General features: G+C 67.9%; 8 protein-coding genes and 2 rRNA genes. 9 read left to right on the top strand and 1 reads right to left on the bottom strand.

The window, feature by feature from the left end:
- The first annotated feature begins 3 nt into the window (after window positions 1-3).
- The 5 genes from argF (at window position 4) to AMIR_RS27010 (ending at window position 4976) form a co-directional block, all read left to right on the top strand.
- Window positions 4-936, top strand: a complete 933-nt coding sequence (gene argF, locus AMIR_RS27030; protein ID WP_015804156.1) for an ornithine carbamoyltransferase — start codon at window positions 4-6, stop codon at window positions 934-936.
- Window positions 933-1427 (top strand): arginine repressor, encoded by a 495-nt coding sequence (locus tag AMIR_RS27025; RefSeq protein ID WP_015804155.1) that lies wholly within the window; start codon window positions 933-935, stop codon window positions 1425-1427. Before argF ends, AMIR_RS27025 begins: the two co-directional genes overlap by 4 nt.
- A gap of 502 nt (window positions 1428-1929) precedes the next feature.
- Window positions 1930-2877 (top strand): argininosuccinate synthase domain-containing protein, encoded by a 948-nt coding sequence (locus tag AMIR_RS27020; RefSeq protein ID WP_015804154.1) that lies wholly within the window; start codon window positions 1930-1932, stop codon window positions 2875-2877.
- A 142-nt stretch (window positions 2878-3019) separates the two neighbouring features.
- Window positions 3020-4363, top strand: coding sequence for an argininosuccinate lyase (argH, locus tag AMIR_RS27015; protein ID WP_245554693.1), 1344 nt, complete (start codon window positions 3020-3022; stop codon window positions 4361-4363).
- The gene (locus AMIR_RS27010) at window positions 4347-4976 is read left to right on the top strand and encodes a DNA-3-methyladenine glycosylase (RefSeq protein ID WP_015804152.1); all 630 of its coding nucleotides are present in this window, start codon (window positions 4347-4349) and stop codon (window positions 4974-4976) included. The genes argH and AMIR_RS27010 overlap by 17 nt, the downstream gene beginning before the upstream one ends.
- A 27-nt stretch (window positions 4977-5003) precedes the next feature.
- Here the strand turns inward: AMIR_RS27010 and AMIR_RS27005 are convergent, their stop codons facing one another.
- On the bottom strand, window positions 5004-5525 hold the full coding sequence (locus AMIR_RS27005; RefSeq protein ID WP_015804151.1) for an EF-hand domain-containing protein: 522 nt from the start codon (window positions 5523-5525) through the stop codon (window positions 5004-5006).
- 108 nt (window positions 5526-5633) lie between these two features.
- Between AMIR_RS27005 and AMIR_RS27000 the strand changes: the two genes are divergently transcribed.
- The 4 genes from AMIR_RS27000 to AMIR_RS26985 all read left to right on the top strand — a co-directional run bounded on the left by AMIR_RS27000 (window position 5634) and on the right by AMIR_RS26985 (window position 14211).
- A complete protein-coding gene (locus tag AMIR_RS27000; RefSeq protein ID WP_015804150.1) occupies window positions 5634-7358 on the top strand; it encodes a DUF6461 domain-containing protein in 1725 nt (574 codons plus the stop codon).
- 43 nt (window positions 7359-7401) lie between these two features.
- On the top strand, window positions 7402-8676 hold the full coding sequence (tyrS, locus tag AMIR_RS26995; protein WP_041838392.1) for a tyrosine--tRNA ligase: 1275 nt from the start codon (window positions 7402-7404) through the stop codon (window positions 8674-8676).
- Window positions 8677-9274: 598 nt separating this feature from the next.
- A 16S ribosomal RNA gene (locus AMIR_RS26990) occupies window positions 9275-10792 on the top strand.
- A gap of 339 nt (window positions 10793-11131) precedes the next feature.
- Window positions 11132-14211, top strand: a 23S ribosomal RNA gene (locus AMIR_RS26985).
- Together the 16S and 23S rRNA genes form the textbook arrangement of a ribosomal RNA operon.
- Window positions 14212-14267: the final 56 nt, after the last annotated feature.

Here is a 14267-nt window from a genome sequence, read left to right as displayed (position 1 = left end):
GCCATGTCCCCCCGCCACTTCCTCCGCGACGACGACCTCACACCGCAGGAGCAGGCCGAGGTCCTCGACCTGGCCGACGAGCTCAAGGCCGACCCGACCGGCCCCAAGCCGCTCGCGGGCCCCCGGTCCGTCGCGGTGATCTTCGAGAAGAACTCCACCCGCACCCGGCTCTCGTTCGAGGTGGGCATCGCCCAGCTCGGCGGCAACCCGGTGATCGTGGACGGCCGCTCCATGCAGCTCGGCCGCGAGGAGACCATCGAGGACACCTCCCGCGTCCTGTCCGGCTACGTCGACGCCGTCGTGTGGCGCACCTTCGCGCAGAAGCGCATCGAGGCCATGGCGTCGGTGTCCCGCGTGCCCGTGGTCAACGCGCTCACCGACGAGTTCCACCCCTGCCAGGTGCTCGCCGACCTGCAGACCGTGCGGCGCGTCCACGGCCGCCTCGCCGGCCTCACCATCACGTACCTGGGCGATGGCGCGAACAACATGGCGAACTCGACGCTGCTCGGCGGCGTGACCGCCGGGATGCACGTGCGCGTCGCAGCCCCCGAGGCGTTCCAGACCGCACCGTGGGTGCTGGAGGACGCCCGCAGGCGCGCGGCCGAGACCGGCGGCTCGGTCGAGGTGATCACCGACCCGCGCGCGGCCGTCGACGGCGCGGACGTGCTGGTCACCGACACCTGGACGTCCATGGGCCAGGAGAACGACGGCCGCGACCGCACCCGCCCGTTCCACCCCTACCAGGTGAACGCGGCCCTGCTCGCCGCCACCGGCGTCGAGAAGACCACCGTGCTGCACTGCCTGCCCGCGCACCGGGGCTGGGAGATCACCGACGAGGTCATCGACGGCCCGGCCAGCGCGGTGTGGGAGGAGGCCGAGAACCGGCTGCACGCCCAGAAGGCGCTCCTGGTCTGGTTGCTCGGGCGCACGTCGTGAGCAGAACCGCCCGGCAGGCCCGCATCGTGGAGCTGGTCAGCCAGAACGCGGTGCGCAGCCAGGCGGAGCTCGCCAAGATCCTCGCGGCCGAGGGCGTCGACGTCACCCAGGCGACGCTGTCGCGCGACCTGGACGAGCTGGGCGCGGTCAAGCTTCGCGGTCCTGACGGGGGAGCGCCGGTGTACGTCATCCCCGAGGACGGCAGCCCCGTGCGCGGCGTCCAGGGCGGCACCACCAGGCTCACCAGGGTCCTGGAGGAGCTGCTGGTGTCGGTCGACCACTCCGGCAACCTCGCCGTGCTGCGCACCCCGCCGGGCGCGGCGCAGTTCCTGGCCAGCGCGCTGGACCGGGCGGCGCTGCACGACATCGTCGGCACCATCGCGGGCGACGACACCATCCTGGTGGTCGCCCGCGAACCCCTCAGCGGCGCCGACCTGGCCGCGCGGGTGACGGCGCTGGCCGAGCAGCGAACGGCCGAGAACGGCACGTGAGGCGGCCGGTCACCGGGACGCTCACGCGTTCTGGGTGATCCGGCACCGCTCGCCGGGCGCTGACCAGCGGGTGTCGCCCGCCGGCGCCGCTCGCCGGCCCCTGGGCGTCGCCCACCGGTCACCAGCCGCCGGGTGTCACACGCCGCTGGTCGGAGGTCGCCCACCGAGCGCCAGCCGCCGCTCGCTGCTCGACAGGCACGCGTGCCCGCCTGCCGCCGGGCGACAGGCCATCGGAGCGCGGTGCGGTGCTCGCAGGACCACGCGGGTCGCCGCTCGCCGGGGACCGCGCTGCGAGCGGGGGCCACCGCCCACCGGAGTCAGGTCCTGACCGGCGCCCCGATCGCATCCTCAGCGGCCCGCACAGCCGCAAGCGGCCCACCCACCCCGGTGGGCCGGTCTTCCACTGGGCCCGCCTCGGCGGGCCGAGTTCCCGCCCGGCCCGCTCCACTGGGCCGAAGTCCCGGTCCGCCGCGTGGTGGGCCCCGCTCGTGAAGGAGGGCCCGTGCTGACCGCTGTCGCCTTCTCCGGAGGCCCGGCCTCCACCGCCGTGCTGCGCGCGCTGCCCGGACCGGTCACCGCCGTCGTGGTCGACCTCGGCCAGGGCGGTGGCGTGGTGGCCGCCGCAGTCCGCGCCGCGCTCGCGGCGGGCGCGTCCGACGCCGTCGTCGTCGACGCCCGCGACGCGTTCGCCGACGACCACTGCCTGCCCGCGCTGCGCGCCAACGCCCCGCACGCCGACCCCCGCCCCCTCGGCGCCGCCCTCACCCACCCGGCGCTCGCCACCCACCTGGTCCGCGCCGCCGAACACCTCGGCGCCACCCGCCTCGCCCACGGCCGCCCCGACAGCCACCTGGCCGCAGCCCTGGCCGGTCTCGCCCCCGGCGCGCTCGTCCCGAGCCCCCGCACCCCCACGACCGCGCCGCCGATGACCGGTCTGTCCGCGACCACCTCCCTGTGGGACCGCCCCGGCGCCACCCCGCCCGAACCGGCCGAGCCGACCATCGCCTTCGACCGAGGCACCCCCGTCGCCCTCGACGGCGAGACCCACACCGCCCGCCAGCTCCTCCAGGAGCTCGCCCGCCGCACCGGCGCCCCCGCCGCCCGCGCGCTCACCACCGCGCACCGGGCCCTCGAACAGCTCACCCTCACCCCCGCCGAGCTGCGCCTCAAGCGCCTGCTCGACCGCCGCTGGACCCAGCTCGTGCACGCGGGCGGCTGGTCCACCCCGCTCCGCCGCGACCTCGACGCCGAGCTCGCGGACACCCAGCACCACGTCACCGGCCGCGTCACCCTGCGCCTGGGCCACGGCCCCGCCGTCGTGACCGCCCGCGCCGACGACCCGCCGGTGTCCCGGCGGGCGTCCACCGGGCAGCGGTGCAGAATGGCACCCGACCGGAGCGCGCCCGTCAGGAGCGCGCCCGCCGAAGTCCACGCCGGGACGGCCAGCTGAGGTCCGTCCCACCCGGCGCCGCCCATCCCGGCGCCTGCACCACCAGTGCCCAGCGGCACTGCCACGAACACCGGCTGTGAGGGAGTTGTTCCAGGTGAGCGCGTTGTGGGGCGGCAGGTTCGCCAGCGGGCCGGCCGAAGCGATGGCGCTGCTGTCGGCGTCCACGCACTTCGACTGGCGGCTGGCCCCGTACGACATCAGGGGCTCCCGCGCCCACGCCGCCGTGCTGCACCGCGCCGGGCTGCTCAGCGAGGACGAGCTGACCCGGATGCACGCCGCGCTCGACGTGCTGGCCGCCGACGTCGAGTCCGGGGCGTTCGTCCCGACCCTCGCCGACGAGGACGTCCACACCGCGCTCGAACGCGGCCTCATCGAGCGCGCGGGCGCCGAGCTGGGCGGCAAGCTGCGCGCGGGCCGCTCCCGCAACGACCAGGTCGCCACCCTGTTCCGGATGTGGCTGCGCGACGCCGCCCGCCGCGTCACCACCGGCGTCCTCGACGTCGTCGACGCCCTCGCCGGCCAGGCCGACCGGCACCCCGGCGCGGTCATGCCCGGCCGCACCCACCTGCAGTCCGCGCAGCCCGTGCTGCTCGCCCACCACCTGCTCGCGCACGGCCAGGCCCTGCTGCGCGACGTCGACCGCCTCGCCGACTGGGACCGCCGCACCGCCGTGTCCCCCTACGGCTCCGGCGCGCTCGCGGGCTCCTCGCTGGGCCTTGACCCGGCCATGGTCGCCGCCGACCTCGGCTTCGACGGCCCTGTCGAGAACTCCATCGACGGCACCGCCTCCCGCGACTTCGCCGCCGAGATCGCGTTCGTGCTCGCCATGATCGGCGTCAACCTCTCCCGCATCGCGGAGGAGGTCATCATCTGGACCACCGCCGAGTTCCGCTTCGCCGTGCTCGACGACGCCTGGTCCACCGGCAGCTCGATCATGCCGCAGAAGAAGAACCCCGACGTGGCCGAGCTGACCAGGGGCAAGTCCGGCAGGCTCATCGGCAACCTCACCGGCCTGCTCGCCACCCTCAAGGCCCAGCCGCTGGCCTACAACCGGGACCTGCAGGAGGACAAGGAGCCCTTGTTCGACTCGGTCGAGCAGCTGGAGCTGCTGCTCCCCGCCCTCACCGGCATGATCGCCACCCTGCGCTTCGACACCGACCGCATGGCCGAGCTGGCGCCCGCCGGGTTCACCCTGGCCACCGACATCGCCGAGTGGCTGGTCCGCGAGGGCGTGCCGTTCCGGATCGCCCACGAGGCGGCGGGGGAGTGCGTGCGCGCCGCCGAGAACCGGGGCGTCGGGCTGGACGAGCTGACCGACGACGAGTTCGCCGCCATCTCCCCCCACCTCACCCCCGAGGTGCGCTTGGTGCTGACCGTGGAGGGCTCCATCGCCTCGCGCGACGCCCACGGCGGCACCGCGCCGGTCCGGGTCGCCGAGCAGCTGAAGAGGCTGCGGGACAAGGTCTCCGTTGCCCGCTCCCGCTGACCCCGCGCGCAGGCAGCTGACCGAGCAGGAGCTGGCGGTCGACCCGGTCGACGCCGCCAAGCTCCTGCTCGGCGCGGTCCTGGAGAGCACCACCGACGAGGGCGCCGTCGGCGTGCGGATCGTCGAGGTCGAGGCGTACCGGGGCGGCGACGACCCCGCGTCGCACTGCTACCGGGGGCGCACCCCGCGCAACGACGTCATGTTCGGCCCGGCCGGTCACCTGTACGTGTACTTCGTGTACGGGATGCACTTCTGCTGCAACGTCGTCTCGCTCACCGACGGCGTGCCGGGGGCGGTGCTGATCAGGGCGGGCGAGGTGGTGTCCGGGATCGAGCTGGCCCGCGCCCGCAGGCCCGCCGCCCGCACCGACGCCGAGCTGGCCAAGGGCCCCGCCCGGCTCACCGGCGTGCTCGGCCTCGACCGCGCCCACAACGGCGTCGACCTCACCTCGGCCGACTCCACCGTGCGGCTCTACGCGGGCGAGCCCGTCGGGGCTGTCCGCACCGGACCGCGCGTGGGCGTGGCCGTCGCGGTGGACGTCCCCTGGCGCTTCTGGGTCGACTCGCCCGCGGTCAGCGCCTACCGCAAGGGCGGGCGCACGCGGGTCCGCTGACCCCGCGCGCGCCCGCCCCCGGCTGCGTCAGATCAGCCCGAACACGTTGTTCGCGGGCGCGTCCGGGTCGTCGCCCGCCCAGAACTCCACCCAGTGCCGGGCGAACTCCGACTTGGACAGCTCCCCGTTCCCGTCGAGGTCGAGCAGCGCGAACACCTCGTCGGTCGACGCGTCGTTCCCGGTCCAGGCGTGGATCATCGTCGCGTACTCCTGCGCGGTGACCGACCCGCTGCCGTCCAGGTCCACGGCCTCGAACATCGCCTCGGCGGTCGACACGACCAGGTCCAGCATCAGCATCTGGTCGCCCGCCGCCGCGATCACCTCGTCCAGGGTGACCTCGTCGTCGTCGTTGTGGTCCGACGCCTCGCGCAGCACGGTCCACCACTGGTCCATGGTCGAGCGCAGCACCCCGGCGTCGGCGTCCCGGCTGACCGCGAGCCACCGCGTGGTCAGCGCGTCGAAGTCGGCCTTCTCCAGCTTGCCGTCCCCGTTGGCGTCCATCGCGCCGAAGACCGCGGACATCTTCCGCTTCTGCAGATCACTCGCCATGCCCGTCAAACTGGACCACGCGGGGGCGCAGGGCAATTGACCATCAGTGCGAAGTCTCGCCGCCCAGGGTGAACCAACTGGTGACGGTGCGTAGTGCAAGATGGCCACATGGGTGAGATCGACGCCTTAGCCACCACCATCGCCGCCGACGTCGCCAGACTGCGCCCCCTGATCCCGACCGGCCCCGCCGCGACCCTGGGCCGCCTGCGCCCCGGCCCACCCCGCGACCCCACCCCGTTCCCGAGGTCCCGCGCGGCCGAGGCGATGGATAGGGAGGAGCTGTGGACGACCGCCGAGCAGGCGCTCACCGCGCTCGCCCCGACCGTGGACACCCTCACCACCACCGCACCCGTTCCCGAGGTCCTGCAGCCCCCGGCCGCGTTCGGCGTCCTCGTGGTGTCGGGCAGGGGCAAGGCGTACGAGAGTCTCACCTTCCTCGAAGCGGCCCACCGGGGAGCCACCGACGCGGTCGCCGACCTCGTCGAGTCCCTCGCCGCGCACCCCGCGCTCGCGGACGCCCTGACCGGACCGGGCACGGGTGACGAGGAGACGATCTCCGCCCACCACGGCGCCGCACACCTCGCGCTCGGCGTCGCCGTCGCATCCGCCCTGCTGCGCACCCTGCGGCCCCGTCCTGAGCACCCCGCCGTCGTCTGCGCGGGCGTCGCCGCCGCGGCCCTGCTGATCCCGACCCGCCCGGAACCGAACGGCTACGCGGAGGCCGTGCTGGAGGCCCACCGCGCCGAGTACCCGGAACAGCTCAACGCGAGCTCCTGCCCGGACATCACCCGGCACCGCTTCACCCTCGCCGAGCACCCGCTCCCCGACGCGGCCGATCCCGACTTCTCGGCGAACGGCCTGGTCACCGAGATCGACGGCGGCATCGCGATCCGCACCGGGGTCGCGGGCGGGCGGGTCAGGCTGGACTTCCGCGCCGTGCGCGCCCCGGCAGCCCCCTCGTTCCACCTCGACGAGACCGTCGAGATCAGCTGGACCGCGCCCAGGGGCGGCGCCACCGTGAACGGCGAGCCCCTGCCCGACCCGATGAACCCGCCTGCCTGGCAGGCCTCCTACGCTCCGCGCACCACCGAGACCCCGCCCTGGCCCGGCGACTACCGCGCCCTCGTGGAGGCCAGCAGCCGCGACGGCGACGAGACCGAGCGCTACTCGATCACCGTCTGGCCCGCGCCCCGCGCGCCCCAGGTCGTCCACAAGCGCACCGACCGCCTCGGCCACCGCCTGCGCGGCGAACCCGAGCCCGACCGCCCCACCCCGCCCTGGGCGCACCACCGCTGGGTCGAGGACAGCGACCTGGCCCAGGCCAGCACCATCACCGTCGTCACCGGGACCACCCGCGAGCACCTGCTCACCGCCCTCGGCAGCAGCTCGCCCCCGGTCGGCCCCGCCGAGTGGGAGCACGTCCGATCCGAGACCGACTACCGGGTGCTCATCCCGTGGATCGCCTTCGCCGAGGTCGCCGACGGCGTGTTCGCCCTCTGGGAGGACAACGGCCACCAGTGCGCCGACCCCTCGCTCCTCGCCCGGCTGTCCGGGCACGGCCGCGCGGCGAGCATGTTCTGGACCTCAGGCGCCGTGACCACCCTGTCCTTCGCCGAGCGCGGGCGGGCGCTGATCTCGTTCGAGCCGTTCAGCGTCCCGGACGGCTGCCCTGACGAGGTCCGCGCGCTGCTCGACGGCCTGGACGTCACCGACCACCGCCACCGGGAGGCCAAGGGCCTCACCGCCGTCGAGCGCTTCACCGGCCACGGCTACTCGCCCGCCGACCACGCAGCCGTCCTCGCCACCGCGGCCTTCCACCGGGTGGGGGAGTGATGCCGGTCAAAAGCGGTGGACCGCGTGGGCGACAATGGTCCGCGTGAGTGAGCACATCCTCGACGAGCTGACCTGGCGCGGCCTGATCGCGCAGTCCACCGACCTCGACGCCCTGCGCGAGGACCTCGACTCGGGGCCGCTCACCCTCTATTGCGGGTTCGACCCGAGCGCCCCGAGCCTGCACGCGGGCAACCTCGTCCCCCTGCTGATGCTCCGCCGATTCCAGCGCGCCGGTCACCGGCCGGTGATCCTCGCTGGCGGCGCCACCGGCATGATCGGCGACCCGCGCGACACGGCCGAGCGCCAGCTCAACCCGGTGGACACGGTCGCCGAGTGGGTCGGGCGGATCAAGGGGCAGCTGGAGCGGTTCGTCGAGTTCGACGACGGCCCGACCGGCGCGATCGTGGTCAACAACCTGGACTGGACCGGCCCGATGCCGGTGCTGGAGTTCCTGCGCGACGTCGGCAAGCACTTCTCGGTCAACGTCATGCTCGCCCGCGAGACGGTCAAGCGCCGCCTGGCCAGCGACGGCATGTCGTTCACCGAGTTCAGCTACCTGCTGCTCCAGTCGCACGACTACCTGCGGCTGCACCGCGACCACGGCGTCGCGCTGCAGATCGGCGGCTCCGACCAGTGGGGCAACCTCGTCGGCGGCGTCGACCTCATCCGCAAGGTCGAGGGGCACGCCGTGCACGCCATGACCGCGCCGCTGGTGACGGACTCCGAGGGCCGGAAGTTCGGCAAGTCCACCGGCGGCGGCAACGTGTGGCTCGACCCGTCGATGACCTCGCCGTACGCCTGGTACCAGTACTTCGTGAACGTCGGCGACGCCGAGGTGATCCACTACCTGCGGCTGTTCAGCTTCCTGTCCCGCGAGGAGATCGCGGAGCTGGAGGAGCAGACCGCGAGCGCCCCGCACCTGCGGGCGGCGCAGCGCAAGCTGGCCGAGCTGTTCACCGACCTGGTGCACGGGCAGCACGAGCGGGAGCAGGTCGTCGTGGCCAGCCAGGCGCTGTTCGGCCGGGGCGAGCTGCGGGAGCTGGACCTGTCCACGCTCGACGCGGCCATGGCCGAGGTGCCGTCCGGCGAGGTGGCCCTGGCGGACGCGCCGACGATCGTGGACCTGCTGATCGCGGGCGACCTGGCCGACAGCAGGGGCGCGGCGCGGCGCGCGGTCAAGGAGGGCGGCGCCTACGTGAACAACACGAAGGTGACCGACGAGGAGTGGACGCCCACCGCCGAGGACCTGCTGCACGGCACGTGGCTGGTCGTGCGGCGCGGCAAGCGGAACTTCGCGGGCGTGAAGGTCCGGCGCTGATCCAGTTCGCAGGTCGCTGACCTGCGCGTTCTTCGTTCGCCGAGGCCGCCGTCCCCGCTGGGGGCGGCGGCCTTCGTCATCATTTGGTGTGATCGCGGTCACACTGTTGTGGCCGCTGCGGGTCGGATAGCGTGTCGGTAGGCCTGCCGCAGGCCGCTTGACCTGCGGTTTGGTGCTGCGGCACTGGCCTGCGCCCCCGATTTGACCTCGGGTTCGGGTGCGTGTAACTTTCTCTCTGCCAGCGCGGAACGGGCCGGGAAACACCGGAACGGAGCGCGGCGGAGGACCAGGGTCACGAACCAAGCTCCCAGATAGTGTGGTAGAGTGGGTGACCTGCGAAACGGAAGACCCAGTCCGGCCTCTTCTTGAGGTGCTGCGGCCAAGGGCGTCTGGTTTCAAGTACAAACGTAGAATGAAGCACTAGCCTCGGATCGGGCCGCGTCTGCGGAACGTGATGATGAGCGCGTGTTCTTTGAGAACTCAACAGCGTGCCGAATAGCCAGTAAATTATGATCCTCGTCAAGAGGATTCCTTTGAGATTGTTACTGGACAGCTGACAAATTCATGTCAGTGGTTGTCCGAGCGATCAACTCATTCATTATTGGAGAGTTTGATCCTGGCTCAGGACGAACGCTGGCGGCGTGCTTAACACATGCAAGTCGAGCGGTAAGGCCCTTCGGGGTACACGAGCGGCGAACGGGTGAGTAACACGTGGGTAACCTGCCCTGTACTCTGGGATAAGCCTGGGAAACTAGGTCTAATACCGGATACGAGCCTTCCCCGCATGGGGTTGGTTGGAAAGTTCCGGCGGTACAGGATGGACCCGCGGCCTATCAGCTTGTTGGTGGGGTAATGGCCTACCAAGGCGACGACGGGTAGCCGGCCTGAGAGGGTGACCGGCCACACTGGGACTGAGACACGGCCCAGACTCCTACGGGAGGCAGCAGTGGGGAATATTGCACAATGGGCGAAAGCCTGATGCAGCGACGCCGCGTGAGGGACGACGGCCTTCGGGTTGTAAACCTCTTTCAGCAGGGACGAAGCGCAAGTGACGGTACCTGCAGAAGAAGCACCGGCTAACTACGTGCCAGCAGCCGCGGTAATACGTAGGGTGCGAGCGTTGTCCGGAATTATTGGGCGTAAAGAGCTCGTAGGCGGTTTGTCGCGTCGGCCGTGAAAACTTGGGGCTTAACCCCGAGCCTGCGGTCGATACGGGCAGACTTGAGTTCGGCAGGGGAGACTGGAATTCCTGGTGTAGCGGTGAAATGCGCAGATATCAGGAGGAACACCGGTGGCGAAGGCGGGTCTCTGGGCCGATACTGACGCTGAGGAGCGAAAGCGTGGGGAGCGAACAGGATTAGATACCCTGGTAGTCCACGCCGTAAACGGTGGGTGCTAGGTGTGGGGGACTTCCACGTCCTCCGTGCCGCAGCTAACGCATTAAGCACCCCGCCTGGGGAGTACGGCCGCAAGGCTAAAACTCAAAGGAATTGACGGGGGCCCCGCACAAGCGGCGGAGCATGTGGATTAATTCGATGCAACGCGAAGAACCTTACCTGGGCTTGACATGCACTGGAAACCAGTAGAGATATTGGCCCCCTTGTGGCCGGTGTACAGGTGGTGCATGGCTGTCGTCAGCTCGTGTCGTGAGATGTTGGGTTAAGTCCCGCAACGAGCGCAACCCTCGTTCCATGTTGCCAGCGCGTTATGGCGGGGACTCATGGGAGACTGCCGGGGTCAACTCGGAGGAAGGTGGGGATGACGTCAAGTCATCATGCCCCTTATGTCCAGGGCTTCACACATGCTACAATGGCCGGTACAAAGGGCTGCTAAGCCGTGAGGTGGAGCGAATCCCATAAAGCCGGTCTCAGTTCGGATCGGGGTCTGCAACTCGACCCCGTGAAGTCGGAGTCGCTAGTAATCGCAGATCAGCAACGCTGCGGTGAATACGTTCCCGGGCCTTGTACACACCGCCCGTCACGTCACGAAAGTCGGTAACACCCGAAGCCCGTGGCCCAACCCGCAAGGGGGGGAGCGGTCGAAGGTGGGACTGGCGATTGGGACGAAGTCGTAACAAGGTAGCCGTACCGGAAGGTGCGGCTGGATCACCTCCTTTCTAAGGAGCATCTGCGGACCAGCTTGCTGGTTCGGAGGCCACGCGGTCGGCGAACGATCGACCGGTGGAGCTCAATATTGTGGATGCTGGCTAATGCAGAACCTCGGGTTGTCGGGAGAGTTAGTACTGCTCGTAAGAGCGTGGAAGGGTCTCCAGAGGGTTCAAGGCTTCTGTTCGGTACGCTGTTGGGTCCTGAGAGAACACGCGAGTGTCTTTCAGTGATCGGGCTCTCCTAGCCCACGAACCACCATCCGACATACGGGATGGCAGGCGCGGTGCAGGTAAGGGAGAGTGTCGGTTTGTTCTTTGAGAACTGCACAGTGGATGCGAGCATCTTTGTGGCAAGTTATTAAGGGCATACGGTGGATGCCTTGGCACCAGGAGCCGATGAAGGACGTAGGAGACTGCGATAAGCCTTGGGGAGCTGTCAACCGAGCTGAGATCCAAGGATTTCCGAATGGGGAAACCCGGCCCCAGTCATGTGGGGTCACCCACGCCTGAACACATAGGGCGTGTGGAGGGAACGCGGGGAAGTGAAACATCTCAGTACCCGCAGGAAGAGAAAACAACCGTGATTCCGTGAGTAGTGGCGAGCGAAAGCGGAAGAGGCTAAACCGTATTCGTGTGATACCCGGCAGGGGTTGCGTGTACGGGGTCGTGGGACCTGTCTGATCGTTCTGCCGGACGGTCGAGGAGTCATAAAACACTGTGGTTAGCGGAACGTGTCTGGAAAGCGCGGCCGTAGAGGGTGAGAGCCCCTTACGCGAAAACCTAGTGTCTCCTGACGGTGTTCCCAAGTAGCAGCGAGCTCGTGGAATTTGCTGTGAATCTGGCGGGACCACCCGCTAAGCCTGAATACTCCCTGGTGACCGATAGCGGACTAGTACCGTGAGGGAAAGGTGAAAAGTACCCCGGGAGGGGAGTGAAATAGTACCTGAAACCGTGTGCCTACAATCCGTCGGAGCCTTTAGGGGTGACGGCGTGCCTTTTGAAGAATGAGCCTGCGAGTTAGTGCTACGTGGCGAGGTTAACCCGTGTGGGGTAGCCGTAGCGAAAGCGAGTCCGAATAGGGCGATTGAGTCGCGTGGTCTAGACCCGAAGCGGAGTGATCTAGCCATGGCCAGGGTGAAGCGCGGGTAAGACCGCGTGGAGGCCCGAACCCACCAGGGTTGAAAACCTGGGGGATGAGCTGTGGTTAGGGGTGAAAGGCCAATCAAACTCCGTGATAGCTGGTTCTCCCCGAAATGCATTTAGGTGCAGCGTCGTGTGTTTCGTGCCGGAGGTAGAGCACTGGATGGTCTAGGGGGCCCACAAGCTTACCGAAATCAACCAAACTCCGAATGCCGGTACGTGAGAGCGCGGCAGTGAGACTGCGGGGGATAAGCTTCGTAGTCGAGAGGGAAACAGCCCAGAACGCCGGCTAAGGCCCCTAAGTGTGTGCTAAGTGGGAAAGGATGTGGGATCGCACAGACAACCAGGAGGTTGGCTTAGAAGCAGCCACCCTTTAAAGAGTGCGTAATAGCTCACTGGTCAAGTGGTCCTGCGCCGACAATGTAGCGGGGCTTAAGCACACCGCCGAAGCCGTGTCATTGACACGCATGTGTTGATGGGTAGGGGAGCGTCGTGCAGCCAGCGAAGTGCCGGAGTGATCCAGGTGTGGAGGCTGTGCGAGTGAGAATGCAGGCATGAGTAGCGAAAGCAGAGTGAGAAACTCTGCCGCCGGATGACCAAGGGTTCCTGGGCCAGGCTAATCCGCCCAGGGTAAGTCGGGACCTAAGGCGAGGCCGACAGGCGTAGTCGATGGACAACGGGTTGATATTCCCGTACCCGTGTGAACGCGCCCATGGCGAGGCTTGTGATGCTAACCGCCCAAAGCCCATCGTGATTCTTCGGATGATCGGTGACGTGGAGCGCGGGAACCGAACTTGTAGTAGTCAAGCGATGGGGTGACGCAGGAGGGTAGCTCCGCCAGTGAGTGGTAGTACTGGTGTAAGCGTGTAGGCCGATGTGTAGGCAAATCCGCACATCATGAGGCTGAGACGTGATGCATAGCCGATTGAGGCGAAGTAGAGTGATCCCATGCTGCCGAGAAAAGCCTCTAGCGAGCTTTCACGCGGCCCGTACCCCAAACCGACACAGGTGGTCAGGTAGAGAATACCGAGGCGATCGGGCGAACTGTGGTTAAGGAACTCGGCAAAATGCCCCCGTAACTTCGGGAGAAGGGGGGCCGAGGGATTTGAAGCCCTTTACGGGCTAGGATTTTTCGGCCGCAGAGACCAGCGAGAAGCGACTGTTTACTAAAAACACAGGTCCGTGCGAAGTCGCAAGACGATGTATACGGACTGACGCCTGCCCGGTGCTGGAACGTTAAGGGGACCGGTTAGCTCTTCGGGGCGAAGCTGAGAACTTAAGCGCCAGTAAACGGCGGTGGTAACTATAACCATCCTAAGGTAGCGAAATTCCTTGTCGGGTAAGTTCCGACCTGCACGAATGGCGTAACGACTTCTCGACTGTCTCAACCACAGGCCCGGCGAAATTGCACTACGAGTAAAGATGCTCGTTACGCGCGGCAGGACGGAAAGACCCCGGGACCTTTACTATAGCTTGGTATTGGTGTTCGGTTCGGCTTGTGTAGGATAGGTGGGAGACTGTGAAGCGGCCACGCCAGTGGTTGTGGAGTCGTCGTTGAAATACCACTCTGGTCGTACTGGATGTCTAACCTCGGTCCGTGATCCGGATCAGGGACAGTGCCTGGTGGGTAGTTTAACTGGGGCGGTTGCCTCCCAAAGAGTAACGGAGGCGCTCAAAGGTTCCCTCAGCCTGGTTGGCAATCAGGTGTCGAGTGCAAGTGCACAAGGGGGCTTGACTGTGAGACCGACAGGTCGAGCAGGGACGAAAGTCGGAACTAGTGATCCGGCCATGGCTTGTGGAAGCGTGGTCGCTCAACGGATAAAAGGTACCCCGGGGATAACAGGCTGATCTTGCCCAAGAGTCCATATCGACGGCATGGTTTGGCACCTCGATGTCGGCTCGTCGCATCCTGGGGCTGGAGTAGGTCCCAAGGGTTGGGCTGTTCGCCCATTAAAGCGGTACGCGAGCTGGGTTTAGAACGTCGTGAGACAGTTCGGTCCCTATCCGCCGCGCGCGTAGGATACTTGCGGAAGGCTGTCCCTAGTACGAGAGGACCGGGACGGACGAACCTCTGGTGTGCCAGTTGTCCTGCCAAGGGCATTGCTGGTTGGCTACGTTCGGAAGGGATAACCGCTGAAAGCATCTAAGCGGGAAGCTCGTTCCTAGATGAGGTGTCCCACCCCTTTGTGGGTTAAGGCCCCCAAGAGACTATTGGGTTGATAGGCCGGAGATGGAAGACCAGTAATGGTTGGAGTTGACCGGTACTAATAGGCCGAGGACTTGTCATGAAGACGCTACGCATCCACTGTGCGGTTCTGAAGGAACCGAACCGACCGTCACCGGT

Origin of the sequence: Actinosynnema mirum DSM 43827 (assembly GCF_000023245.1) — a bacterium.
Classification (GTDB): Bacteria; Actinomycetota; Actinomycetes; order Mycobacteriales; family Pseudonocardiaceae; genus Actinosynnema; species Actinosynnema mirum.
The sequence above is the reverse complement of the archived record's forward strand: the minus strand, read 5'-3'. Positions and strand labels throughout refer to the sequence as shown.